The organism is Baekduia sp., from assembly GCF_035685985.1.
Lineage (GTDB): Bacteria > Actinomycetota > Thermoleophilia > Solirubrobacterales > Solirubrobacteraceae > Baekduia.
In genome coordinates this window covers 115,063-140,677 of sequence record NZ_DASRZV010000012.1, presented here as the reverse complement: position 1 = coordinate 140,677, position 25,615 = coordinate 115,063, and the positions used below count along the sequence as shown (strand labels likewise).

Below are 25,615 nucleotides of genomic sequence, written 5' to 3'. Positions count from 1 at the left end.
CCCGGATACCGGGGAAAAGTGCGAACGCACGAGGGGGCTGCGGTCGGGGCGGCGTGGAGCGGCCCGGGATCGCGGGCCCGTCCCACCGGCGACGGAGTCGACCGCGCTAGGCGCGCGAGACGTATTCGCCGGTGCGGGTGTCGACGCGCACCGTCTCCCCCTCCTCGATGAAGAGGGGGACCTGGACCACGGCGCCGGACTCGAGCGTCGCCGGCTTGTTGCCGCCGCCGGAGGCGGTGTCGCCTTTCAGGCCCGGGTCGGTCTGGGTCACCTTCATCTCGACCGCGCTCGGCACCGTCACGTCGCTCGGCTGCTCATCGACGAAGAGCACCTCGACCTCGGAGTTCGGCAGCACCCACTGCATCGTGTCGCCGAGCACCGCCGAGGGGATTTCGATCTGGTCGTAATCCTGGTTGTCCATGAAGACGACCGAATCGCCCTGGTCGTAGAGGTACTGCATCTTTTTCGATTCGGTGCGCACGGAGCGGAACTTCTCCCCGGCGCGGAAGGTTTTGTCGATCACCGCGCCGTCCTCGATGCGGCGCAGCTTCGTCCGCACGAAGGCGCCCCCCTTGCCCGGCTTGACGTGCTGGAACTCGATGATCTTCCAGATCTTGCCGTCGATTTCGATGTGGCTGCCGTTGCGGAACTGATTGGTGCTGACGCTCATGGCGCTGACTCTAGCGACGGGGCGCGGCGGGGCGCCGGTCAGTCCCGGCGCTCGGAGGCGGCGGGGACGAGGGTGCTCGCGGCGCCGCCGCCGAGGACGCGCCGGGTGAGGCCCGGGGCGAGGACGCGGAGCTGGGCGGCGAGCGCGTACTTGCGCGGCACGTAGCGCTCCGTCTTGCCGCCGGGGCCGACCTCGTGGATCGCCTCGGCGACCTGCTCGGGGGTGCCGAGGATCAGCCGGGTGAGGGCCTTCTCGCGCAGCTCGGCCTGCGGGAAGCCCTCGGTCGGGATGAAGCCCGGCAGCACCATGCCGACGTGGACGCCGTGCGGCGCCTCCTCCAGGTTGAGCGCGTCGGTCCAGCCGATCAAGGCGAACTTGCTCGCCGAGTAGGCGCCCGATTTGGCGCGGCTGACCCGGCCGGCGGTGCTGGCGACGTTGACGATCGCGCTGGGGGCGGAGCGGCGCAGCAGCGGCAGGAGCTCCTCGGTGAGGCGGACGACCGCGTCGAAGTTCAGCTCCATGTGGCGCTGGACGTTGGCCCAGCCGGTCTCGGCGAAGCTCCCCCGCCAGCCGGCGCCGGCGTTGTTGACGAGGAGGTCGAGGCGGTCGTGGTGCTGCTCCACGTGGGCGCGGACCAGCTGCGGGGCGTCGGCGCGGGTGAGGTCGGCGGCGAGCCAGGTAGCCGGGACGGGCAGCGAGGCGGCCAGCTCGGCGAGCAGCTCGCCGCGGCGGGCGACGAGGACCAGCTCGGTGCCGGGATCGCGGGCGAGGCGCCGCGCGGTGGCGGCGCCGATCCCGCTCGAGGCACCGGTGACCAGCGCGATCTTGGCGGGGGAAGACATGGCGCAAACCTACGCCACGAGTCGCCGCGGGGCACGTCGGGGCGGCCGGCGGGGTGGGAAGCCGTCGCCCCGCCGCGGCGATTTTCGCCCCCCGGACGGGTCAGGAGCCTCCGCACTTGTAGAGCGTGCCGCCGCCGGCTCCGCCGAACGGGGCGCCGACCGACGCCGAGGATTCCGATTCCGAGGAGGAGCCGTAGGCGGAGGTGGGGATCGCGGTGCAGGATTCGACCACGGTGTCGATCGCCGATTCGGAGCCGGTGCGGGTGTCGCCGCCGAAGCCGCCGCCGGGAGCGCCTTCGCCGCCCGACGGTCCGCCGGCGCCTGTCCCGGCCTTGGCGCCGGCGCCGCCTGTCCCGACGCCGGTGCCGGTGCCGCCCATGGCGCCGCCGAGGCCGCTGGTGTAGATCCAGGCGATATCGCCGTTCGCGATCCGTTCTTCGAGCCAGGCGGCGCTGACCGAGGACTCTTTGCCGGAGAAGCCGCCGATGCCGGCGACTTCGGCGCCCGATTCGATGATCGAGGCGGCGGCGCCCGACTGGCTGTCGATCGCGATCGTGCCGCCGCCGTGGGCTTCGGTGTAGGCAAGGATCGAGCTCAGGTCTTCGCCGCCGAACATCCCGCCGGGACCGCCGCCGGTCGAGGAGGAGCCGCTGCCGCCGGCGCCGAGCGAGGGCAGGCCGCCTGCGGTGGAGCCGGATTCGCCGAAGAGTTCGCCGACCGTCCCACCGCCGGATCCGGCGGTGCCCGCGCCACGTTCACCGCCGGGCAGGCCCGAGCTGCCGCTTTCGGAGCCTTCGATCCCCGGGAGTTCGCCGGCTTCGGTGCCTTCGCCGCCGAACCTGGGGAGTTCGCCGCCTTCGGAGCCGGCCGGCGAGGGCAGGCCGGACATGCCGCCATCTTCGGCGCCGCCGAAGCTCGGCGGGCCGCCTTCGAAGCCGCCGCTCGTGCTCGGCGGGCCGCCGTTGCCGGAGCCGGTCGGGCCGGACATGCCGCCGCCGGGACCGGACGTGGTGCCACCGGGGAGGGACGTGGCGCCACCCGGGCCGGACGTGGTGCCACCCGGGCCGGACGTGGCGCCACCTGGACCGGAAGTGGTGCCACCGTGACCAGCGCCGATGCCACCGGGACCGCCCGGGCCGCCGATGCCGCCCGGACCGCCCATCGAGGCTGATTCCGGTCCACCGGCGGGGAAGGTGCCGCTGGTCGGATGGCCGAGGGTGTCGACGGACCAGATCGCGGGGCCGACGAGGAGGATGCCGAGGCCGCAGGCGAGCGCCGCCATGCGAACCCGCCAGGCGGTCGCCCGGCCGCCGAGCCGCCCGGCGAGGGCATCGGCGAAGAGCAGGGCCCCCACCGCCGCTACCGAGACGGCCACCAGGGGCGCGACCAGCCAGTCGAGGTCGGAGGCGCTGTGATCGACCACCACCAGCTCGACGATCGCGCCGAGGCCGATCGCCACCGCGCCGACGATCCGCGTCGCGATCGGCCCACCGTGGTCTCCGCTCACCGCCACGGTCTCACTGCCGTGCCCGCCACTCGCCGCCACGGTCTCGCTGCCGTGCTCGCCGCTCACCGCCAGGGTCGCCTGGCCACGGTCGCCGCCCAACGTCGCGTCCGCCCCGCCGCGGTCGCCGCTCGCCGCCGCGCCCGGCCTGGGATCGGCGGCGGGCGAGGTCGCGTCACCGCGCTCGCCAGCGAGGACCTGGCCCACGGTCGCGCCGACCAAGGCCGCGGCGAAGGGGGCGAGCAGGGAGGTGTAGTAGGGGTGGAAGATGCCGCCGGCGAAGCTGAAGGCCACCGCGGTCACGCCGAATGCGCCACCCACGGCGATGATCCAGCCGGTGCGGGGGTCGTCCCGGCGCAGACGACTCAATGCGGCGATGCCGACGCCCCCCGCCAGGGCGGCGCCGAGCAGCCATCCGGCCTGTCCGCCGAGGGCTTCGTTCAGCAGGCGGAAGGCACCGGTCGGGCCGCCGAAGGTCCCTCCCGCACCGAGGTTCCCCGGCCCGCCGGTCTGGCCTTCGAGGCGTCCCAGGCCGTTGTATTCCCAGATCAGCGACCAGATGCTGTTGTCGCCGGTGCCGGAGATCCAGGGTCGCGCCGACGCCGGGGTGAGCCAGACGAGGACCGGCCAGGCGAGCGCGACCGCGACCAGGGCCGCGCCCGCCACGGCCAGCTGGCGGATCGCGAGGCGGCGGCCCCGAGGGGCTACCCAGAGCCAGGCGAGCGCCATCCCGGGGACGACCATCAGCGCCGCGCCCATCTTCGCCTCGAAGCCGAGGCCGACGCAGGCGCCGGCGAGGACGAGCCACCTCGTGGCCCCGCGTTCGAGCGCCCGCACGAAGCACCAGAGCGCGCTGACGCTGCAGAGGACCAGCAGCGCGTCGGGGTTGTTGTGGCGGGAGATCGCGACGACGACCGGCGTCAGCGCCAGCGCCAGGCCCGCCACCGTGCCGGCGGTCCGGCCCCAGCGGCGCCGGGTCAGGTCGTAGAGCAGCCCTACCGAGGCGACGCCCATCAGCGCCTGCGGGACCAGGATCGCCAACGGATCGAAGCCGAAGACTTTGGCCGAGAGCGCCTCGACCCAGAGCGCCAGCGGCGGCTTGTCCACGGTCATCAGGCCCTTCGCGTCGAAGGAGCCGTAGAGGAAGTCATGCCAGCTGCCCGCCATCGAGCGGACCGCGGCGCTGTAGTAGTCGTTCGCCCAGCCGTTCTTGCTCAAGGCCCAGAGGTAGAGCAGGGCGGCGAGGCCGAGCAGCGCGACCAGCTCGGGGCGCGGCAGCGGCAGCGCCCGCAGGCGCTCCGGCAGGCGGTCGCGCCGCCGGGTCGAGTTCCAGGGCCGATCGTGTGGGTGGGTCGCTGACTCCATGCATCCACCGTGGCGCCAAACCCTCGGAGAACCCTGGGACGCCGCTGGGAGTGCGGTCGACCTGCGTCAACTCACCACAAGCGCGGTCGACCTGCGTCAGCCCATCCGCTACGCAGGTCGACCGCGGGTGGCGGGACTTGACTCGAGTCGACCGCGTTCGGGGGGCGGGGTTAGGTGGACGGCGGGTGGAGGGGGAGGTGGACGGTGAAGAGGGCGCCGCCGGGGGCGGGGTTCTCGGCGTCGACCCGGCCGCCGTGGGCGTTGACCAGGGCGGCGACGATCGCCAGGCCGAGGCCGGCGCCGCCGTCGTCGCGGCCGCGCGACGCGGAATCGCGCCAGAAGCGCTCGAAGACCGCGGTCGGGTCGCCGGGCGGCAGCCCGGGGCCGTGGTCGCGGACCGCCACCGTCGCCCAGGCCTCGGTCGCCTCCAGCGACAGCTCGATCGGCGTGCCGGCGGGCGTGTGCACCATCGCGTTGCGCAGCAGGTTGGCGAAGACGCGGCGCAGGGCGTCGCCGTCGGCCTCGATCGCCACCGGCCCGGTCGGGTTCAGCGTGATCCGGCGCTCCGGCGCCGCCGCCCGGGCGTCGTCCCGCGCGTCCTCCAGCAGCTCGCGCAGGTCGAGCGGCTCGCGCGCCGGCTCGCGCACCTCGTCCACCCGCGCCAGCGTCAGCAGGTCGTCGACCAGCCCGCCCATGCGCGCCGACTCGGCCTCGATCCGGTCCATCGCCCGCTCCACCTCGGCGGGCTCGCGCGCGGCGCCGATCCGGTAGAGCTCCGAGTAGCCGCGGATCGAGGCCAGCGGCGTGCGCAGCTCGTGCGAGGCGTCCGACAGGAACGCGCGCAGCCGCGCCTCGGAGGCCTCGCGCTCGTCGAAGGCGTGCTCCAACCGCCCCAACATGCCGTTGAGCGCGTCGCCCAGGCGCCCGACCTCGGTGCGCGGGTCGGTCGTCTCGACCCGCCGCGACAGCTCGCCCGCCGCGATCGCGTCGGCGGTCTGGGCGATCCGCCGCAGCGGCCGCAGCTCGATGCGGACGAGCACGCCGGCCAGGACCAGCAGCACGAGCAGGACGCCGCCGATGACCGCGGCCTCGACCAGCAGCAGCCGGTGCAGCGCGGCGTCCACGCCGGCCAGCGGCACGGCGACGATCGTCGTGCTCCCGTCGGGCTGGACGTCGGCGCTCACGCGGTAGCGCAGCGAGCCCGACACGGCCTTGACCGTGGACAGCGAGCCGTCGGCCAGGCGCGCGGGCAGCGCCGGGGCCGGGAGCGCCTGGTCGCCGTAGGAGATCGTCGTGGTCGCCAGCACCGCGCCGCTCGCCGAGCGCCGCTGGCCGTAGGTGCCCGAGGGCAGGTTGGCGTTCTCGGGGCGCAACCCGCCGCCGCCACCGCCACCGCCGCCGTAGCTGCGCCCGGTGATCCCGAGCTCGGTGTCGAGCGCCCGCGCGATCGCCGGCTCGGCGCTGCGCGCCTGGTCGTCGACCCGCGCGTTCTGGAACGACCGCTGCGACATGTAGGTCACGCCGCCGAGCAGCAGCATCCCGCTCGCGGCGAGGACGATCAGCAGGGCGACGAGGCGCGTGCGCAGCGTCATGGCCCCGAGCATCCGGCCGCCGCCTGAGCGGATGCTGGGGACCCCCTGATGGTCTGCCGTGCGCGCCCGCCCGGCCCCCGTTCAGGTTGCGGTCATGGGACCGCGCCTAGCCTGCCGCGACCCTTCCCCGACCCCCACGCGAGGATCCATGTCGCAGCAACCCACGGCGACCGCCGGTCGCCGCCCGGCCCTCGGCGAGCCGCTGGCCGCCAAGGTGCCCGAGATCACCGTCCTGTTCTGGGTGGTGAAGGTCCTGACGACCGGCATCGGCGAGTCCGCCTCGGACTTCCTCGGCCAGATCAGCGTGCCGCTGGCGGGCACGGTCGGCCTCCTGGGCCTCGTCCTCGCGCTGCGCTTCCAGCTGCGCGCGCCCGCCTACCACGCGCCGACCTACTGGATCGCGGTGCTGATGGTCGCGGTGTTCGGGACGATGGCCGCCGACGGCGTCCACGACGGGACCGGGATGCCGTACTCGCTGACGACCGCGTTCTACGCGCTGGTCGTGGCCGGGATCTTCGTCGCCTGGCACCGCGGCGAGGGCACGGTCGACATCCACTCGATCACGACCCGTCGCCGCGAGCGCTTCTACTGGGCGGCGGTGCTGGCGACGTTCGCGCTCGGCACGGCCGCCGGCGACCTGACCGCGATGCCGCTGCACCTCGGCTTCCTCTCCTCCGGCCTGCTGTTCGCCGCGATCATCGCCGTCCCGGCCGTCGCGTGGTGGCGCCTGAACCTCAACCCGGTCGTCGCGTTCTGGGCCGCCTACGTCGTGACCCGGCCGCTGGGCGCGTCCTTCGCCGACTGGCTCGGCAAGCCGCACGCCCAGACCGGCGTCGGCCTCGGCGACGGCGTCGTGACCGGCCTGGGCCTGGTCGCCTTCGCGGCGCTCGTGGCCTACACGGCGCGGACGCGCCACGGCGTGCAGGAGCACGCGCCGCACCGCCACCCGGCGCCGGCGCCGCAGCCCGTCCCCGCCGAAGCCTGAGCGGGGCGCTGGTGGCGTGGGCCGGCGGCGGCCCGCGCCACTACGCTCCGTCCTGATGGCCACGCCCAGGAGCACCTTCGTCCTGCGCGGGCGCCCGTCGTGGGCGCTCGGGGTCGCGACGATGCTCGGCGGCGTGGCGGTGACCACCGCCGCGATCGCGGCCCTGCGCCACCACGCGCCGGTCGTCTCGCTGTCGATCGTCTACCTCGTGCCGATCCTCGCGGTCTCCGCGTACTGGGGGATCGTGCTCGGCCTCGCGACGTCGCTGCTCAGCGCGTTGTCCTTCAACTTCTTCTTCCTCGGCCCGACCGGTCGGCTGACGATCGCCGACAGCCGCAACTGGACGGCGCTGGTCGCGTTCTTCGTCGTCGCGCTGGTGACGAGCACGATGGCCGAGACGACGCGCGCCCGCGCCGCCGAGGCCGAGGCGCGCCGCCGCGAGGCCGACCTCGGCGCCGACCTCGCGCGCACGCTGCTCGGCGCGCCGAAGCTGAGCGAGTCGTTGGCCATGGTCTCCCACCGGCTGGCCGAGCTGCTGGACGCGCGCTCGGCCTCGGTCGAGCTGGGCGCCGTCGCGCCCGACGACCGCCGCCTGGTGATCCCGCTGCGCGAGGACGACCGGCCGGTCGGCTCGCTCGTGCTGCCCGCCGACCTGCCGCCTGCCCAGCAGGCGCGCGTGCGCGAGCGGATCGTGCCGGTCCTGGAGTCCGTGCTGGCCGCCGCGTTGCAGCGCGAGCGCCTGCAGGCCGACGTCGTCGAGACCGCCGCGCTGCGCCGCAGCGACGAGATCAAGACCGCCGTGCTGCGCTCGGTCTCCCACGACCTGCGCACGCCGGTGACCGCGATCCTCGCGGCGGCCACGGCGCTGCGCTCCTCGTCGCTCACGCCGCGGGAGCGCGCCGAGGTCCAGGACGACGTCGTCGCCTCGGCGGCCACGCTGTCGGTGCTGATCGACCAGCTGCTGGACCTCTCGCGCCTGCAGGCCGGGACGGCGGAGCCCAACCGCGAGTGGTCGTCGATCGAGGAGGCGCTGCACGAGGCCGCCGCGCACGCCGCGTCGGACCCGTCGGTGTTCGCGTTCTCGATCGACCACGACCTGCCGCTGGTGCGCGCCGACGCCGCCCAGCTGGAGCGCGCGTTCGCCAACCTGTTGGAGAACGCCGCGCGCTACGGCGACGGCCTGCCGGTGTCGGTGCGGGCGCGCGCGGTCGGCGAGCGCGTCCTGGTCCGGATCGTCGACCGCGGCCCGGGGATCCCGCTGGCCGAGCAGGAGCGGATCTTCACCCCGTTCTACCGCGGCGCGGCGACCGCGCACCGCGTGCCCGGCAGCGGCCTGGGGCTGGCGATCGCGCGTGGGTTCGTGGAGGCCAACGGCGGGACGCTGAACGTCGAGTCGCTGCCCGGGCAGGGCACGACGTTCGTCATCGCCCTGCCGGTCGAGCGGGTGCCCGCGTGAACGGCGCCGGCGCCGCCGCCGGTGGCGCCCGCGTCTGCGTCTGCGACGACGACCCGCAGATCCTGCGGGCGCTGCGCGTCGTGCTGCGCGACGCCGGCTACGAGGTGATCCCGGCCGAGACCGGGGAGGAGGCGCTGGACCGCATGGCCGTGCGCCCGCCCGAGGCGGTGATCGTCGACCTGATGCTGCCGGGCATCGACGGCGTCGAGGTCTGCCGGCGGCTGCGCGAGTGGTCGCAGATCCCGGTGATCGTGCTGAGCGCGGTCGACGAGGAGTCCGAGAAGGTGCGGGCGCTGCGCGGCGGCGCCGACGACTACGTGACCAAGCCGTTCTCGCCCGACGAGCTGCTGGCGCGGCTGGAGGCGGCGCTGCGGCGCGCGGGCGCGCCGGCCGACGCCCCGGTGCTGCACGTCGACGGGCTGGCGCTGGACCAGGCGGCGCGGACGGTCACGCTCGACGGCGCCGAGCTGCACCTGACGCCGATCGAGTACGGGCTGCTGCGCACGCTGATGCGCAACCGCGGCAAGCTGATGACCCACCGCGCGCTGCTGACCGAGGTCTGGGGCCCGGAGTACGGCGACGCCACCAACGTGCTGCGCACCCACATCGCCAACCTGCGCGGCAAGATCGAAGGGCCCGGCCACGCGCGGCGGTTCATCCGGACCGACAGCGGCGTGGGGTACCGGTTCGTGGCGTCCTGACGGCGTCTGCCGGCGCCCTGACCGCGTCCCGGGCGCGTCTTGACGAGATCTTGACGCGGGCCAGGGAAGTCTGCACGAGAACTTGATGGGGTCGGTCGGATGATGGCTCCATGGACCTTCTCGCCATCTTCCTGCTCGTCGCGGTGTTCGCGTCGCTGGCGGCGCTCATCGAGCTCCTGGACCGCGTATGAGGGGCTCGGACCTCTTCGGCCTGATCGTCTGCGTGGCGGTCCTCGCCTACCTCCTGTACGCGCTCCTGCGCGGGGAGCGGTTCTAGGCGATGGGTCAGGACTTCCTGCAATTCGTCGTCTTCTTCGCGATCGTCGTGGCCGTCGCGCCGTTCCTCGGCGTCTACATGGCCCGCGTCTTCTCCGACGAGCGGGTCTTCCTGACGCCCGTCGTCGCGCCGGTCGAGCGGTTCGCCTATCGGGTGCTCCGGGTCGACCCGAACGCCGAGCAGGACTGGAAGGCCTACGCCAAGTCGCTGGTCGTCACGTCGCTGCTGTTCGGGGTGTTCCTGTACCTGATCCTGCGCACGCAGGGCCTGCACCCGTTCAACCCCCAGCACTTCAAGTCGGGCACCTGGAACCTGTCGTTCAACACGGCCGCGTCGTTCATCACGAACACCAACTGGCAGTTCTACGGCGGGGAGACGACGTTGTCGTACTTCTCGCAGATGGCGGGCCTGGCCGTCCAGAACTTCGTCTCGGCCGCGATCGGCATCGCCGTGTTGGTGGCCTTGATCCGCGGGATCGTCTCCCGCCACGGCACGGGCACGCTGGGCAACTTCTACAAGGACCTGACGCGGATCCTGCTGTACATCCTGCTGCCGATGGCGCTGGTGGCGACGGTCGTGCTGCTGACCCAGGGCGTCGTGCAGACGCTGGGCGGCACGGTCGGCGGCATCGCGCGCGGCCCGGTGGCCTCCCAGGAGGCCATCAAGATGCTCGGGACCAACGGCGGAGGGTTCTTCAACGTGAACTCGGCCTATCCGTTCGAGAACCCGACGGCGTTCTCGAACTTCGTCGAGATGTTCCTGATCCTGATCATCCCGGCGTCGCTGCCGTTCACGTTCGGCCGCATGGTCGGCAACCGCCGCCAGGGCTTCACGATCTTCGGCGCGATGTCGTTCCTGTTCGCGATCAGCGTCGTGGTCGTCTACCTCGCCGAGCGCCACGGCACGCCCGCCGCGCACGCGGCCGGCCTGGTCGGCGTCAACATGGAGGGCAAGGAGGTGCGCTTCGGCATCCCCGGCACCTCGCTGTTCACCGCGGTCACGACCGTGGTCTCCTGCGGCGCGGTCAACAGCGCGTTCGAGTCGCTGTCCGGCCTCGGCGGCCTGGTCCCGATGGTCGACCTGGGGTACTCGGAGTCGGTCTTCGGCGGCGTCGGGACCGGGTTGTACATGATGCTGCTCTTCGTCCTGCTGGCCGTGTTCATCGGCGGGCTGATGGTCGGGCGAACGCCCGAGTACCTGGGCAAGAAGCTCGAGCCCAAGGACATCAAGCTGGTGTCGATCGGCGCCCTGTTCACCGCCCTGATCGTGCTGGTGTTCACGGCGCTCGCGCTGTCGACCAAGTACGGCGAGCCGTCGATCTACGCCAGCGGCCCCCAGGGCTTCAGCGAGACGTTCTACGCCTACCTCTCGCAGGCCAACAACAACGGCTCGGCCTTCGCGGGCTACACCGGCTACCTGCAGCCCCACGCGCCCGGCAACGTCGGCGCCCACGGCGTCTCGTTCGCCGACCTGATGGGTGGCTTCGCGATGCTCTTCGGCCGCTACGTGCCGATCCTGGCGGTGCTCGCCGTCGGCGGCGGGCTCGCGCGCAAGAAGGTCGCGCCCGCCGGCCTCGGGACGATGCGGACCGACACGCCCACGTTCGGCGTGCTGCTGGTCGGCGTCGTCGTGCTCATCGGCGCCCTGACGTTCCTGCCGGCGTTCCTGCTCGGCCCGGTCGTCCAGTCCCTCACCCCCAACCTCTTCTGAGAGCGATCATGCGCAAGGACCTCATCCGTGGCTCGCTGGCGGTGATCGTGTTCACCGTCCTGTTCGGCCTCGCCTACCCGCTCGTCATGACCGGGGTCGCCCAGGTCGCGTTCCCGCACAAGGCCAACGGGTCGTTGGTGAAGCGCGACGGCAAGGTCGTCGGCTCGACGCTCCTCGGCCAGGCGTGGAAGGGCGACCAGTACTTCCAGCCGCGCCCGTCGGCCACCGACTACAGCGCGGACGTCACGGCCTTCGGCAACCATGGCCCCAACCAGCGCTCGACCGCCGACCTCACGCGGGACAACATCGAGGCCTACATCAAGCGCGAGGGGCCCTACGATCCCGGCCTCACGGCCGCCAAGGTGCCCGTCGACGCCGCCACGTTCAGCGCGTCGGGCGTCGACCCGGACATCTCCAAGGCCAACGCGGCCATCCAGGAGCGCCGCGTCGCCGCCGTCCGCCACCTGCCGCTCGCGCGCGTCCGGCAGCTCGTCGCGAAGAACACCGACGGCCGCGGCCTCGGCATCTTCGGCGAGCCCGGCGTGAACGTGACCACGCTCAACCTCGCCCTCGACCAGGTGACCGCTCGATGACCCTCAGCCGCTCCGTCATCCTCGACTCCTTCAAGAAGCTCGACCCGCGGGTCCAGGCCCGCAACCCGGTGATGTTCGTCGTCGAGATCGGCGCCGTCATCGCCACGGGCGCGGGGATCGTCGGGTCGTCGGACCCGCGCTGGTTCACGTTCACGGTCGCGATCTGGCTGTGGCTGACGGTCGTCTTCGCCAACCTCGCCGAGGCGCTGGCCGAGGGCCGCGGCAAGGCCCAGGCCGACACGCTGCGCACGATGCGCTCGGACACGGTCGCCACCATGCGCGACGGGTCGACGCGCGCGGCCGCCGACCTGCACCGCGGCGATGTGGTCGTCGTCGACGCGGGCCAGACGATCCCCGGCGACGGCACGGTGATCGAGGGCATCGCGACCGTCGACGAGTCCGCGATCACCGGCGAGTCGGCGCCGGTCATCCGCGAGTCGGGCGGCGACCGCAGCGCGGTCACGGGCGGCACGCGGGTGCTCAGCGACCACATCGTGGTGGAGATCACCCAGGAGCCGGGCCAGTCGTTCCTGGACCGGATGATCGCGCTCGTGGAGGGGGCCGAGCGGCGCAAGACGCCGAACGAGATCGCGCTGAACATCCTGCTCGCGGGCCTGACGATCGTGTTCCTGGTCGTGGTCGCGACGCTGGTGCCCTTCGGCCGCTTCGCCGGCACGAACATCTCGTTGACGACCTCGATCGCCTTGTTGGTGGCGTTGATCCCGACGACGATCGGCGCGCTGCTGAGCGCGATCGGGATCGCGGGCATGGACCGGCTGGTGCGACGCAACGTCCTGGCCTTGAGCGGGCGCGCGGTCGAGGCCTCCGGCGACGTCGACGTCCTGCTGCTCGACAAGACCGGCACGATCACGCTCGGCAACCGCCAGGCCGCCGAGCTGGTGCCGATGCCGGGCGTCAGCGAGGCCGCGCTGGCCGAGGCGGCGCAGATGTCGTCGCTGGCCGACGAGACGCCCGAGGGCCGCTCGATCGTCGTGCTGGCCAAGACCTACGGGTTGCGCGAGCGCGAGGTCGGAGCGGACCACACGTTCGTCCCGTTCACGGCGCAGACGCGGATGAGCGGCGTCGACTTCAACGGCACGCGGCTGCGCAAGGGCGCCGCCGACGCGGTGATGTCGTTCGTGCGGGCCGAGGGCGGCACGCCGCCCGCCGAGCTGCGCGGGGTGGTGGACCGGATCGCCCGCGAGGGCGGCACGCCGCTGGCCGTCGCCAGGGACGCGCAGGTGCTCGGCGTGATCTACCTGAAGGACACGGTCAAGGACGGGATGAAGGCCCGCTTCGACCAGCTGCGCGCGATGGGCATCCGGACCGTGATGGTCACCGGCGACAACCGGCTGACCGCGGCGAAGATCGCCCAGGAGGCGGGCGTCGACGACTTCCTGGCCGAGGCGACGCCCGAGCGCAAGATGGAGCTGATCAGGGCCGAGCAGGCCGAGGGCCGCCTGGTCGCGATGACCGGCGACGGCACCAACGACGCGCCCGCGCTGGCGCAGGCCGACGTCGGCGTCGCGATGAACACCGGCACCCAGGCGGCGCGCGAGGCGGGCAACATGGTGGACCTGGACAGCAACCCGACGAAGCTCATCGAGATCGTCGAGGTCGGCAAGCAGCTGCTGATCACCCGCGGCGCGCTGACCACGTTCTCGATCGCCAACGACGTCGCCAAGTACTTCGCGATCCTCCCGGCGATCTTCGTCGCCACCTACGCCGGCCACGGCCACGCCACCGGCCCGTTGAGCACGCTCAACGTCATGCGGCTGGGGAGCCCGCACTCCGCGATCATCTCGGCCATCGTGTTCAACGCGGTGGTCATCCCGCTGCTGGTCCCGATCGCGCTGCGCGGCGTCAAGTACCGGGCGGTCGGCGCGACCGCGCTGCTGCGGCGCAACCTGCTCGTCTACGGCCTCGGCGGGCTGGTCGCCCCGTTCATCGGGATCAAGCTCATCGACCTGGTCGTCCACAACGTGCTGGGGGCGTAGGCGGTGGTCTCCGACGCGACCGGTCACCTGAAGGTCTTCCTCGGCATGGCCGCGGGCGTCGGAAAGACCGTGCGGATGCTCGACGAGGGGCGCGCGGAGCTGGAGGCCGGCCGCGACGTCGTGATCGGCCTGCTGGAGACGCACGGGCGCGCGGAGACCGAGGCGCGCGCGATCGGCCTGGAGCGCCTGCCGCGCCGTCGCGTCACCTACCGCGGGACGACGTTCTCCGACCTCGACGTCCCCGCCGTGCTCGCGCGGCGCCCGGACCTGTGCCTGATCGACGAGCTGGCCCACACCAACGCGCCCGGCCTCGACCGCCCCAAGCGCTACGAGGACGTCGAGCTGATCCTCGGCGCGGGCATCGACGTGCTGTCCACCATGAACGTCCAGCACCTCGAGTCGCTCAACGACAAGGTCGCCGAGCTGAGCGGCGTGCGCGTGCGCGAGACCGTGCCCGACACGGTGCTCCGGCGCGCCGACGAGATCGTGCTGGTGGACGTCACGCCCGAGGCGCTGCTGGAGCGCCTGCGCGCCGGGCGGATCTACCCGGCCGACCGCATCGACGCGGCGCTGAGCAACTTCTTCAAGATCGAGAACCTGAACGCCCTGCGCGAGACCGCGCTGCGGCAGGTGGCCGAGAACGTCGAGGCCCAGCGCGTCGAGCCGGTGGACGACGTGGTGGCGCAGGCGGTGGGGGAGCGGCTGATGGCCCTGGTCGAGCCCTACCCGGGCGCGCAGCGGCTGGTGCGGCGCGCGTGGCGCAGCGCGCAGCGGCTGAGCGCGCCGCTGGACCTGCTGTGGGTCGCGCCGCCGGGCGGCGCGCGGCCGGGCGGCGACGGCGAGACGGCGCGCAGCCTGCACGCGCTGCGCCAGCTGGCGTCGGTGCTCGGGGCGACGATGGTGGTGGAGGAGGGCGACGACGTCGCGGCGCTCGCCGCGCGCGTGGCGGGCGAGCGGGGCATCACCTACATCTTGGTGGGCGCGTCGCGCCCGGCGCGGGGGCTGGGGCGGCTGCGCGAGCCGCTGCCGATGCGGTTGGTGCGGCTGGCGCCGGGCGTCGACGTCCGGATCGTCGCCGACCGCACGCGGATGCGAGGACGAAGGGAGCAGAGACGATGATCGCGATCACCGTGGCGTTCCTGGTGGCGTTGGCCTGCGGCGTGCTGCTCGGCCGCTGGGCCGCGCCGCGTCGCACGCGCCGGGGTTCGCGCGACGCGCGACCGGAGGCGGTGCGGCGGATCCTGCTGCCGTTCACCGGGTCGTCGATCTCGCGGCGCGCGTTCGACGCGGCCGTGCGGCTGGCGCGCGTGGAGAACGCGACGCTGATGCCGTGCTACCTGGCGACCGTGCCGCTGAACCTGCCGCTGGACGCGGCGCTGCCCGCGCAGTGCCTGCGGGCGATGCCGCTGCTGGAGACGATCGAGCAGCGCGCGGTCGCCCAGGACGTCGCGATCGACGGGCGCGTCGTGCGCGGCCGCACGTTCCGCGACGCGCTGCGCCGGATCCTCTCCGACGAGCACTTCGACCGCGTGATCGTCTCCGCCGAGCACCAGGCCGGCCACAGCCTCACCGGCGACGACCTCGTCTGGCTGCTGGACCGCGCCGACGCCGAGGTCATGATCCTGCGCCCGGCGCCCGCCGACGACCGCGCGGTCGCGGCGGAGGTGATCGGCCACTTCTGAGCGACGCCCGCGGGGCGCGCTGCCGGACGCGGGGCGCCTCAGCCCGCGGCGGCGACGAACGGCACGCGCACGCCCTCGCCGTAGGGCTCCAGCTCGCCGCCGCGCTTGAGGCGGTTGATCGTCGCGGCGACGATCGTGCGCTTGATGCCGGTCAGCTCGGCGATCTCGGGCGCGCCGATGCCGGGGCGCTCCAGGACCGTCTGGAGGATCAGCTGCTTGTTGGCGCCCTGGGGCGCGCGGCCGTCGCGGCCGCGCTTGGTGCCGCGGCGACCGCGGCGGATCATCGGGCGGGGGAGGTCGCCGACGGCGTCGCCGCCCGCCGAGGCGTGGCCGAGCAGCGCGGTGAGGTCCGGCGTGATCGTGTCCTGGCCGCTGGCCTCCAGCGTCTCGACGACCTCGCGCAGCTGCCGCAGCCGGGTCAGCTCCATCGCGACCGGCTCCAGCTCGACGAGCCGGGCGTCGATCGTCTGGCGGATCTGCGTGAGGACGGTGCTTCCGTCGGTGTTCGGATGCGGAACAGCGGCCATGCCCCGGAGAGTATGAGGCACGGCGTGGACAAACGCTTCAACGAGTTATCGGGACGTTCACATTCGGACCTCCGTGTGTTCACGGGCCGCCCGGCAGCTCGCGGCGGTGCCGAGCGTGCAGTCGGCGACCGCGCGGCCCGCGGGCGTGCCGTCGTCCCGGCGCGGGGCGACGGTCGCGGCGCGGTCGGCCTCGCGGGGCAGCGCGGGCAGCAGCGCCGAGAACCAGCGCAGCGTGCCGCCCGGCAGGGCGTGCGTGGCGACCGCGACGCGCCGGCCGCCGCTGCGGACGACCACCCGCGCGACGTCGCGCCCGGCCAGCCCGGCGACGACGCGGCCGCCCGGCGTGACCGCGCTGAGCGGCCGCACGCCGCCGGCGTCCGGCGCGTCGAGGCAGCGGCTGGCGACGCCGCCGTCGTAGGCGACGTCCAGGCACGACCGACGCTGGTAGGGGCGCAGCGTCAGCTCGTGGCCGGCCGCGCGCTCCAGCAGCCGCGCGCCCGGCGCGCCGTGGCCGACGACCGACTTGGTGGCCAACGCGGTCGCGCCGACCACGCCCGCCAGCGCGCCCGCGGCGACCGCGCGGCCGAGGATGCGGCGCCCGGCCGCGAGCGCGGGGCGGCGCGCGGCGCGGCGGGGCGCGGGCGTCGGCGGCGCGGGCGTCGGCGTGCGCGCGGCGGGCGCCCGCGGTGCCGCGACGCGCGCCGGGGCGGCGCCGCGCAGCTCGGCCGCCACCATGGCCCGGAACTCGTGCTCCAGCTCGGCCAGGATCGGCAGGTCGGCGGGATCGTCGGCGTCGCTCACCGGTTCGTCTTCCACTCGGTGTGCTGGCGGCGGATGCGGTCGGCCAGGATGCGCAGCGCGCGCGACACGCGGGTCCGCGCGCCTGACGCGGTGATCCCCAGGCGCGCGGCGATCTCCGTGTAGCTGAGGTCGTCCAGCACGCGCAGCGCGACCGCCACGCGCAGGTCCTCCGGGAGGTCCGCCATCCCGGCGGCGACCGCCTCGCGCAGCTCGCGGATGCCCGCCAGCTCCTCGATGCGCTCGATCTCGCGGTCGGTCAGCGCGCGGCGCTCGCGCCCGAGCCGGCGCGCGGTGCGCCGCCCGGTCTCCTCGCGGCGCTCGTGGTCGCGCAGCAGCGAGCGGGCGATCGCCCAGACCCAGCCCGACAGCTCCTCGTCGCTGGCGCCGCGATACTGGTCGCGGCGCTCCAAGGCCATGGTGAACGTGTCGGCGGTGAGGTCGGTCGCCAGCTCGGCGTCGTGCAGCCGCCGCTGGAAGAACACCAACAAGACGCCGGCCATGCGCCGGTACAGCCGCAGGAAGTCGTCCTCGCCCAGCGTCACGACGCGCGCCGTCCCGGTCGCCGGTGGGAGCGCCGCGCGCATCGCACCCGCCGGCGTCAGCGCGCGTCGTCGGCGGCGCGGCGACGGCGCGGGTCGACCTCGTCGGGGATCGCGATCGCGTCGAGGTCCACCGCGGTGACCGTCGAGAGGACCGCGTCCAGCGCGACGCCCGACAGCGTCTCGTGCTCCAGCAGCGACCGCGCGGTCTCCTCGACCGCGCTCCAGTTGCGGCGCAGCACGTGCGTCGCGCGCCACTTGGCCTCCTCGACGATCCGCTCGGTCTCCTCGTCGATGATGTCGAGCGTGTGCGGCCCGACCGCGCCGAGCTCCTGCAGCGCCGCGCCGAGGAAGACCTCGCCGCCGGCCTCGCCGATCGTCACCGAGCCCAGCCGCTGGCTCATCCCGTAGGAGGTGACCATCGAGCGGGCGAGCTTGGTCGCCGCGTGGAGGTCGTCGCCGGCGCCGGTCGACGACTCGCCGAACTCGATCAGCTCGGCGGCCGTGCCCGCCATGATCGCCGCCAGGTGGCGCTCGAGGTCGGACTTGGCGTGCATGACCGCGTCGCGGTCGGTGAGCATGTGCGCGGCGGTGCCGAGCTGGCGGCCGCGGGCGACGATCGACAGCTTCTGGGCGCTGACCGCCTGGCCGATCGCGCGGGTCGTGACCGCGTGCCCGGCCTCGTGGATGGCGATCGTCCACTGCTCCTCGGGCGTCAGCACGTGCTTCTTGGCCGGGCCGGCGACGACGCGGTCGATCGCCTCCTCCAGCGTCGGCTGGTCGATCTCGGCGCGCCCCTCGCGGACGGTCAGCAGCGCGGCCTCGTTGACGAGGTTGGCCAGCTCGGCGCCGGAGAAGCCGGGCGTCAGGCGGGCGATCTGCATCAGGTCGACCTCGGGGTCGAACGCGCGGCCGCGGGCGTGCAGCTGGAGGATCTCCAGGCGGCCGTGGGCATCGGGGTTGTCCACGACCACCTGGCGATCGAACCGACCGGGGCGCAGCAGCGCCGGGTCGAGGATGTCGGGGCGGTTGGTCGCGCCCATGACGACGATGCCCGCGTCGCCGCCGAAGCCGTCCATCTCGACCAGCAGCTGGTTGAGCGTCTGCTCGCGCTCGTCGTTGCCCTGGCCGACGCCCGCGCCGCGCTTGCGGCCGGCGGCGTCGAGCTCGTCGATGAAGATGATCGCGGGCGCGTTCTTGCGCGCGGTGGCGAAGAGCGAGCGGATGCGCGCCGCGCCGACGCCGACCAGGGACTCCACGAACTCCGCGCCGCTGGCGGTGAAGAACGTGGCGTCGGCCTCGCCGGCCGTGGCGCGGGCCAGCAGCGTCTTGCCGGTGCCGGGCGGGCCGACGAGCAGGACGCCCTTCGGCGCGGCGGCGCCCATGCTGAGGTAGCGCGACGGGTCCTCGAGGAAGTCGCGGATCTCGCGCAGCTCGGCGACGGCCTCGCCGGCGCCCGCGACGGAGTCGAACGTGATGGGCGACGCGCCCTTCTTGCGCTTGCGGCCCTTGCCGCGGAAGGCCGAGAACGACGCGATGCCCCCGGAGGCGTCGGCGCTCTGGCGCGTGAAGAACGCGAACAGGCAGACCAGCAGCAGGATCGGGATCAGGAACTGGACGACGATCGCGCGCGCCGGCTTGGAGGACTGCAGGTCGACCTGGACCTGGGCGCCGCCGGCGGTTAGCGTCCGGTACAGCGACGCGGTCGCGGCGTCCGACGACGGGTAGCTGGCGTAGACCTGCAGGCCGGTGTCGGTGTGCGCGACGACCTGGTGGTCATGGTCCAGCAGCGTCGCGCTCTGCAGCCGCTGGGCGGAGGCCAGCGCGGTGAGGTTGGAGAGCGCGACCCTCTGGCCCTCGCCCTGCGGCCCGAGGCCGCCGAGCAGGCTGAAGAACGTGACGGCGAGCGCCAGCGACGCGAGCGCCAGCACCGTCGACAGCACGTCCTTGGTCACGACGCGCCCGACGGCGCCCGCGACCTCGCCCACGCGCGTCGCGACCGCCTTGATGGGCGAGGGGCGACCGTAGTTCTGGGCGAGGCGCGGATTCGACATGGCCGGGCACCTTCTTGGTCGGGGGTGGTCATGTTGTGAACACTCGGGGAACTTCGACAACACTCCTGCGTGAACACGGCCGGCCGGCCGGAAAAGCTACGCGCCGTTCACCGCTCGGCGACATCCGCGCCGCTCGGGCGCTCCTAGACTCGCGCGCGTGTCTCGGGAGTCCCGCGTCGGCCGGGCCTTGTGGCCGGCGCTGATGCTGGTCCTGCTGGCCCACGCGGTGTCCGACCTGCTGCACCACCCGTTCCTGGGGGACACCGGCGACGCGGCGACCGTCGACGCGCACCTGACGCTGTGGGTGCCGGGCACCGAGGCCGGCGGCCCGTCGGAGGCGGTCGCGCGGCAGGCCGCGGCGTCGCTGCAGCTCACCGGGCGCCCGGCGACCGTGAAGGTGCTGCGGCAGGGCGGCGCGGCGGGGGCGGTGACGCGGTTCTTGGGCGACGAGCCCGGCCACGCGCGGCCCGCGGACCTCCTGGTCGTGTCGTCGGCGACGGTCGCCGACCTCGCGCGCGGCCGGTCCGACGCGGTGTTCGGCGGCGTGGCCACTGCGGCCGGGGACGCCGAGGAGGCGTTGAGGGCCGCGCGCCCGGTCGCGGTGCTGGCCGAGGACGAGCTGCAGCTCGCGGTCCGGCCGGCGTCGAGGGTGCGCTCGGGGGCCCAGCTGGCGCACGAGCTGAGCCGCAGGCCGCGGGCCCATCTGGTCGCGATCGAGGGCGACGCGTGGACCAAGGCCCAGCTCGGGCGCCTGGTCCAGCGCGCCGGCGTGTCGGGGCGCGTGGCCTACCGGGCCTACCCGAGCGGGGCGGAGGCCGCGCTGGGGCTGGCGGCGGGCGAGGCCGACGTGGTGCTCGCGCCGCGCAGCGAGCTCCAGGCCGAGGTGGCGGCCGGGCACCTGCGCGTGCTGCGCTGGCCGTCGCGCGACGGCGTCGCGCCGCGGGCGTGGACGGCGCTGGTCGAGGCGTCGGGGCTGAAGCCCGGGCAGCACGCGCGCGTCCGCGACGAGCTGGCCCGCCTGGCGGACGACCCCCAGTGGCGCCGCGCGCTGCGGGCGGCGGGGCGGGCCGTGCCGGAGGCGGGGACGGCGCGGGCGGTGCGGGCGGCGCGGGCGGCGCGGGCGGCGCGCGGCGCGACCGCCGTCCCACGGGGCTTCTTCGCCCGCCGCGTGGCCGAGGCCACCTGGCTGCAGCGCGTGACCGCGGGCCTGGAGGGCGGCTGACGCACCCGTCTACCGGCGGGACGCGCGCGGCCTGCCGGTCCGGCAGAAGCAGCCGGATCGGCAGCGGAACACACTGAAAACTCTCTTGAACTCTCCCGGTGGCGAGCTACGTTCCGCGGCGGCCGACATCGGTCCGGACGGACGGGAATCCGCCGGTGGTCCAAGGGAGCGGCCGAAGCAGGTGTCGGGCGGGGCGGCCATCGCAACGGACGGCGGTGCGCTTCGCGCTGCCCGCGCACGACCGTGCGCGGGTTCCACACGAACACGGAGCATCCATCACCATGAAGATCAAGACCCGGCGGCTGGGCGTTGCCCTCGCCGCCGCGACCGCCACGGTCGCCCTGTCGGGCATCGGGGCGGGCGGCGCTCAGGCCGCGCTGCCCGGGCACTGCCTGGGCGCGAACATCACTGCGCAGGGCTCCTCCCTGCAGGGCGCCGCGCAGGACATCTGGACGGGCGCCGTCGGCGGCGGTGGCTTCAACGTCAGCGCCTCCGGCTGCAACACGGCCCCCAACAAGCCGACGGTCGCCTACGACCGGTCCAGCTCGGGCAGCTGCCTCGGCGGCCTCGGCGCCAACGGCGGCGCCGTCAGCACGACGTACCCGTTCTGCGGCACGGACGACGCGCCCAACGCGACGCAGATCGCCAACGTCACTACGACTACGGGCGGTCAGGCGCTGAGCATCCCGGTCGCCCAGGCCGCGATCGCGATCGTCGTCAGCCCGCCCACGGGCTGCACGATCTCGACGCTGACGCCCGCCCAGGTCGAGTCGGTCTTCCGCGGCGCGACGACGTCGTGGACGACGCTCAACGCGGCGTGCAGCGGCACCATCAACGTGGTGACGCGCAACGACAGCTCGGGCACGACGTACCAGCTCAAGCACTACCTCACTACGGTCAACTCGGGCGCGGTGTCCGGCACGTCGACCTGGGCCGACCTGCAGTCGCCCGCCAACAACACGGTGTGGCCGGGCGCGGTCACCAAGTCGCAGTCGGGCTGCGCGTCGGCGATGGCGCTGCCGTGCTCCGGCGGGGCCGGCAGCGGCTCCGGCGGCGGCGACGAGGTCCGCACGGTCGGCGCGGCCGGCAGCAGCATCGGCTACGCCGCGCTGTCGGACGCGCGCTCGGTGTACGCCGCGCAGGGTGGCGTCTCGGGCACTTGGCCGAACCTGTCGTGGACGAACATCCGCACGGGGACGACGACGACGCCCAACCCGTCGACGAACGGCGTGTCGGCGACCAAGGCGCAGTCCAACTGCCCGACGGCCAACAACAGCTACTCGCCGCTGCCCGCGTCGGGGGCCACTGGCGACTGGTCGGGCACGTACCGCGCCAACGCCGGCAGCGCCTACCCGCTGTGCACGCTGACGTGGGACCTGGCGCTCAGCAACTACACGGCGGCGACGTGGGGCGGCAGCTCCGCGAACATCGCCCAGACGGTCAAGGACTACCTGGGCTACGCGGTGTCGGCGGCCGGGCAGAGCGACGCGCTGTCCTCGTCCAACGACTACCAGGCCCTCCCGACCGACGTGCTGACGACTGCGTCGACGGGCGTCGGCGAGATCACGGGCTGACCGAGCGCGGGGCGCGCCCGTCCCGCGCCCCGGAGACGCGACGCGAAGCGGCCGGGCCCATCGGGCCCGGCCGCGGCGCTCTCGGAGCCGGTGCGGCGTGTCGCCTCAGGCGCCGACGTAGTGGTTCAGCGTCAGCTGCGCGCGGTTGTTCCCGGCCGCCGACGGCAGGCCGAGGTTCCGGTTGATGATCTTGGTCACCGAGGTCTGGGCCACGACGCCGCAGCCGGTGGCCGCGGGCACCGCGAAGCCCGCGTCGCCCTGGACCTGGCCCTCGAGGCCGAAGTCGGCGTTCGGCGGGGAGGTGAACGTGCCCGGCGTCGTGACGGCGAGGCTCAGCGTGATCGGCGCGGCGGCCGAGCCGATCGCGCAGTTGGGGCCGAGCAGCGGGTTGGTGAAGTGGATCCGCACCGGCAGCGTCAGCTTGTAGGAGTAGACGTCGTAGTCGATCGGGCCGACCGGCTCGATCGTCGCCTTCACCGTGTTGAGGCGCGACGGCAGGTCCCGGCCGAGCAGGCCGCCGGGCACGTCGACCGGCCGCGCGGTCAGGGTGGGCCGGCTCGTCGACGGGACCCAGGCCCCGACGTCGGTGAGGCCGCCCTGGACGTCGAGGCCGGCGCCGCCCAGCGGCAGCGTGTGGTCGTTGGCGGTGATCGCGCCGTCGGTGGACGTGATCTCGGCGCAGCCGGCGACCGTCGCCTGGGCGCGCGGGCAGCGGTCGAACGACGGGGTGCCGGCGAGCGCGGGACCGGCGGTCAGCGCGGCCACGCCGGCGGCGCTCAGGGCCGCGGCGGCGAGGCGGACGAGGGGGTTCTTCATCGGGATCTCCTGGTGAGGGTGGAATCGGACGGCGGGGAACATAGGCCGTTCGTCACCGAGTCTCACCATAAAAAGATCTAACCGGGTCGGCGACACGCTGGTCACACCCGCGGCCCCGCGCGGGCCTCAGCGCCGCCCGCGCTCAGCGGCGCTCGACCCACTTGGTGAACATATCGATAACTCCTAGGTGATGTCGATGTCGCGTCGTTAGGGTGCGCGGCGGTCGGTCCCGCGGCCACTGGCCCCCGACACGTCTCGGGCGCACGCACACCCCGACTCAGGAGATCTCCCTGTCGATGCTGGACCTGCTTCGTCCCGCGCGCCGTGCCGAGAGCATGCTGCTCGCCGCGGTCGCGACCATCCTCTGCCTGTCCGCGCTGTGGGTCGCGTCGTCCCCAGCGGGCGCGGCGACCGGCGAGACCGCGGCGTTCGGCGTCTCGGCGTTCCCGGCCACGGGCGCCCACGACTTCGTCAACCCCGGCCCGACCGCCTTCGACACGAAGGGCACGGCGACGACGGCCGACGACGACCTGTTCGTCGCCGACCTCGACATCGACGACAACTTCACGCACCTGTGGCCGCGCATCAGGATGTACGGCAAGGACGGGACGCTGAAGGGCTCGGTCTCGACGCCGGTCGGCGACGCGCCCCAGGCCTACGTGGTGAGCCTCGCGGTCGACCCCGCCCTGCGTCGCGTGTACGCGCTGGTCGACGCCGACACGCACGGGGACCAGGTCGCGCAGAAGATCCTGGTCTACTCGGCGGACTGCGCGGCGGCCGAGCCGTGCACGCTCACCGCGCCCGCCGATCTGAGCAGCGGCGTCCTGTTCGACTTCACCGGCGACGCCGCGCACCACGTGGACTTCGCCGGCGGCATCGCGGTCGACCCGACGTCGCACGACGTCGTCGTGCTCGGCGTCGACGACGGCACCGCCGCCGACCCCCAGGGGATCCTGCAGCACATCGCGCCCGACGGCACCGCCGCGACGCGCGTCTCCGGCTTCGGCGTCGGGCTCGAGCCCGACGGGGCCGGCGTCGGCAACCCGTCCGGGTTGGCCATCGGCCCCGACGGCCAGGTGTACGTGTCGACCGCCGTCTTCCACGGCACGTTCCCGCACACCTGCCCGTGCTCCTCGGAGTCCGTCTACCGCATGCCCAAGGAGACCGGCACGTCGTCGCTGGTCCTGACCGACACGAGCTCGCCGCTCGCGCTGCCCGGCGCCGACAGCTTCGACACGACCACGCGCTACGGCTCGGGCAGCCCGATCGCGCTCTCGTCCGACGGGACCACGCTCTACCTCATGGAGGGCGACGACTCGTCGGTCCGGGTCCGCGGCTTCTCGCCCACCACGGGCGCGCTGAAGAACGTCTACGGCGGTGGCACCACGACCTGCAAGATCACCGCCAACGGCAACGGCGCGGGCGGCATCGCCGCCGGCGCGGGCGACGACCTCGCGTTCGCCGCGATGGACCCGGCGGGCGAGCTCGTCGACGGGCCGCTGATCCACCTCTTCGGCGACGGCGGCTCGGGCTGCCCCCGCGCGTCGGGCTCCTTCAAGGTCGACGGCAAGACCACCGGGATCACGGTGACCAAGGGCCAGAGCGTCCAGCTCGACGCCTCCGGCTCGGACCTCAACGGCGGCACCGCGTCGAAGGTCAGCTGGGACTACGGCGACGGCGACGGGTTCGTCGACCTGGCCCAGCCCAGCCTCGTCAGCACCCACAGGTTCCTGAAGCCGGGGACGGTCGACGTCGGCGTCCGGATCGAGGTCGACGGCGCGCCGCCGACGGATCCCGTGTACCTGTCGGTGACCGTCAACGCGCCGAAGCCGGTGGCCTCGTTCTCGGTGTCGGACCGCGCGCCCGCGGCGGGCGGCTCGGTGGCCTTCGACGCGACCGACTCGCTGGACTCGGCGGGCCCGGACGGCAACCCGACCCACGCGCTCAAGGAGTACCGCTGGGACTTCGGTGACGGCCAGTCCCAGGTGACGACGACCGCGAAGGTCTCGCACGCCTTCGCCAACGCCGGCGCCACGGCCCTGGCGCGCACGGTCAAGCTGACGGTCGTCAGCCAGGACGGCGTGAGCTCCGCCAACGTCGCGCAGCAGACGATCACGGTCGCGGGCACGCCGAGCGGCGGCGGCCCGACCCCGGATCCCGGCCCGACCCCCGGACCGGGCACGACGCCCGACCCGGGCAAGACGCCGGGGCCCGGCACGACCACGCCCGCCGCGCCACCGACCCCGACGCTCGGCTCGCCGGTCGTCGACGCCAAGGGCTCGCTGGCGCTCAAGCTGACCTGCCCGGCGGGCGGCGCCGCCACGGCGGGCCGGATCGACCTCACGACCAAGGTGAAGAAGAAGGTCAAGGGCAGGACCAGGACCGAGACGGTCAAGGTCGGCAGCGGCGCCTTCTCGGTCGACGCCGGCAAGAGCAAGACCATCAAGATCAAGCTCTCGTCGGCCGGCTTCAGGCTGCTCAAGCAGAAGAGGCGGCTGAGCGTCACGGCCGCGATCGCCGTCACGGGCGGCGCGAAGACGAGCCGGACGCTGGCCCTCAAGGCGCCCGCCCAGCGCAAGTAGCGCGGCGCCCACGCGCGCGAACGGGGCGGCGAGGACCGCTCGTCGCCCCGTTCGCCCATGAGCACCTGTAGTCACTCTGTGAACAGAACCATAACTCCCTTGAACTCTTCCAGGGCGGATGCGAAG

At 73.8% G+C, this 25,615-nt stretch carries 21 protein-coding genes; 12 read left to right on the top strand and 9 right to left on the bottom strand.

Going from position 1 to position 25,615, the window contains the following annotated elements; all coding sequences use genetic code 11:
- Positions 1-106: 106 nt before the first annotated feature.
- The 4 genes from efp to VFG42_RS05075 all read right to left on the bottom strand — a co-directional run bounded on the left by efp (position 107) and on the right by VFG42_RS05075 (position 5,973).
- On the bottom strand, positions 107-670 hold the full coding sequence (efp, locus tag VFG42_RS05090) for an elongation factor P (protein WP_324905933.1): 564 nt from the start codon (positions 668-670) through the stop codon (positions 107-109).
- A 38-nt stretch (positions 671-708) separates the two neighbouring features.
- The gene (locus tag VFG42_RS05085; protein ID WP_324905931.1) at positions 709-1,512 is read right to left on the bottom strand and encodes an SDR family NAD(P)-dependent oxidoreductase; all 804 of its coding nucleotides are present in this window, start codon (positions 1,510-1,512) and stop codon (positions 709-711) included.
- A 100-nt stretch (positions 1,513-1,612) separates the two neighbouring features.
- The gene (locus VFG42_RS05080; RefSeq protein ID WP_324905929.1) at positions 1,613-4,381 is read right to left on the bottom strand and encodes a glycosyltransferase family 39 protein; all 2,769 of its coding nucleotides are present in this window, start codon (positions 4,379-4,381) and stop codon (positions 1,613-1,615) included.
- Between the two features lie 170 nt (positions 4,382-4,551).
- A complete protein-coding gene (locus VFG42_RS05075; protein WP_324905927.1) occupies positions 4,552-5,973 on the bottom strand; it encodes a HAMP domain-containing sensor histidine kinase in 1,422 nt (473 codons plus the stop codon).
- Between the two features lie 148 nt (positions 5,974-6,121).
- On the opposite strand from VFG42_RS05075, the gene VFG42_RS05070 reads away from it, so the two are divergent.
- The 9 genes from VFG42_RS05070 (at position 6,122) to VFG42_RS05030 (ending at position 15,374) form a co-directional block, all read left to right on the top strand.
- Positions 6,122-6,958 (top strand): hypothetical protein, encoded by an 837-nt coding sequence (locus VFG42_RS05070; protein ID WP_324905925.1) that lies wholly within the window; start codon positions 6,122-6,124, stop codon positions 6,956-6,958.
- Between the two features lie 55 nt (positions 6,959-7,013).
- Positions 7,014-8,414: a sensor histidine kinase gene (locus tag VFG42_RS05065; RefSeq protein WP_324905923.1), complete on the top strand. Its 1,401-nt coding sequence runs from the start codon at positions 7,014-7,016 to the stop codon at positions 8,412-8,414.
- The gene (locus tag VFG42_RS05060) at positions 8,411-9,115 is read left to right on the top strand and encodes a response regulator transcription factor (protein ID WP_324905921.1); all 705 of its coding nucleotides are present in this window, start codon (positions 8,411-8,413) and stop codon (positions 9,113-9,115) included. Before VFG42_RS05065 ends, VFG42_RS05060 begins: the two co-directional genes overlap by 4 nt.
- Before the next feature lie 187 nt (positions 9,116-9,302).
- Positions 9,303-9,392, top strand: coding sequence for a potassium-transporting ATPase subunit F (locus VFG42_RS05055; protein WP_324905919.1), 90 nt, complete (start codon positions 9,303-9,305; stop codon positions 9,390-9,392).
- 3 nt (positions 9,393-9,395) lie between these two features.
- Entirely contained in the window at positions 9,396-11,102 is a 1,707-nt protein-coding gene (gene kdpA / locus VFG42_RS05050) for a potassium-transporting ATPase subunit KdpA (protein ID WP_324905917.1), read from the top strand.
- Positions 11,103-11,110: 8 nt separating this feature from the next.
- Complete coding sequence (gene kdpC, locus VFG42_RS05045; protein ID WP_324905915.1) at positions 11,111-11,695, top strand: potassium-transporting ATPase subunit KdpC; 585 nt, start codon at positions 11,111-11,113, stop codon at positions 11,693-11,695.
- The gene (kdpB, locus tag VFG42_RS05040) at positions 11,692-13,692 is read left to right on the top strand and encodes a potassium-transporting ATPase subunit KdpB (RefSeq protein ID WP_324905913.1); all 2,001 of its coding nucleotides are present in this window, start codon (positions 11,692-11,694) and stop codon (positions 13,690-13,692) included. The genes kdpC and kdpB overlap by 4 nt, the downstream gene beginning before the upstream one ends.
- A 3-nt stretch (positions 13,693-13,695) precedes the next feature.
- Positions 13,696-14,811 (top strand): histidine kinase, encoded by a 1,116-nt coding sequence (locus tag VFG42_RS05035; protein ID WP_324905911.1) that lies wholly within the window; start codon positions 13,696-13,698, stop codon positions 14,809-14,811.
- A complete protein-coding gene (locus VFG42_RS05030) occupies positions 14,808-15,374 on the top strand; it encodes a universal stress protein (RefSeq protein ID WP_324905909.1) in 567 nt (188 codons plus the stop codon). The genes VFG42_RS05035 and VFG42_RS05030 overlap by 4 nt, the downstream gene beginning before the upstream one ends.
- 38 nt (positions 15,375-15,412) lie before the next feature.
- Here VFG42_RS05030 and VFG42_RS05025 read toward each other — a convergent pair whose 3' ends face one another.
- The 4 genes from VFG42_RS05025 to ftsH are packed head-to-tail and all read right to left on the bottom strand — an operon-like array spanning position 15,413 to position 19,295.
- A complete protein-coding gene (locus VFG42_RS05025; RefSeq protein WP_324905907.1) occupies positions 15,413-15,901 on the bottom strand; it encodes a hypothetical protein in 489 nt (162 codons plus the stop codon).
- A 57-nt stretch (positions 15,902-15,958) separates the two neighbouring features.
- Entirely contained in the window at positions 15,959-16,702 is a 744-nt protein-coding gene (locus tag VFG42_RS05020; RefSeq protein WP_324905905.1) for a hypothetical protein, read from the bottom strand.
- Positions 16,699-17,286 carry a sigma-70 family RNA polymerase sigma factor gene (locus VFG42_RS05015; RefSeq protein ID WP_324905903.1) on the bottom strand — a complete coding sequence of 196 codons (588 nt, stop codon included), beginning with the start codon at positions 17,284-17,286 and terminating at the stop codon, positions 16,699-16,701. Before VFG42_RS05015 ends, VFG42_RS05020 begins: the two co-directional genes overlap by 4 nt.
- A gap of 14 nt (positions 17,287-17,300) precedes the next feature.
- The gene (ftsH, locus tag VFG42_RS05010) at positions 17,301-19,295 is read right to left on the bottom strand and encodes an ATP-dependent zinc metalloprotease FtsH (RefSeq protein ID WP_324905901.1); all 1,995 of its coding nucleotides are present in this window, start codon (positions 19,293-19,295) and stop codon (positions 17,301-17,303) included.
- Positions 19,296-19,452: 157 nt separating this feature from the next.
- Between ftsH and VFG42_RS05005 the strand changes: the two genes are divergently transcribed.
- Positions 19,453-20,517 (top strand): hypothetical protein, encoded by a 1,065-nt coding sequence (locus VFG42_RS05005; RefSeq protein ID WP_324905898.1) that lies wholly within the window; start codon positions 19,453-19,455, stop codon positions 20,515-20,517.
- 281 nt (positions 20,518-20,798) lie between these two features.
- Positions 20,799-22,091, top strand: coding sequence for a substrate-binding domain-containing protein (locus VFG42_RS05000; protein WP_324905896.1), 1,293 nt, complete (start codon positions 20,799-20,801; stop codon positions 22,089-22,091).
- 105 nt (positions 22,092-22,196) lie between these two features.
- Here the strand turns inward: VFG42_RS05000 and VFG42_RS04995 are convergent, their stop codons facing one another.
- The gene (locus VFG42_RS04995) at positions 22,197-22,907 is read right to left on the bottom strand and encodes a hypothetical protein (RefSeq protein WP_324905894.1); all 711 of its coding nucleotides are present in this window, start codon (positions 22,905-22,907) and stop codon (positions 22,197-22,199) included.
- A gap of 296 nt (positions 22,908-23,203) precedes the next feature.
- On the opposite strand from VFG42_RS04995, the gene VFG42_RS04990 reads away from it, so the two are divergent.
- The gene (locus tag VFG42_RS04990; protein ID WP_324905892.1) at positions 23,204-25,489 is read left to right on the top strand and encodes a PKD domain-containing protein; all 2,286 of its coding nucleotides are present in this window, start codon (positions 23,204-23,206) and stop codon (positions 25,487-25,489) included.
- Positions 25,490-25,615 lie beyond the last annotated feature (126 nt).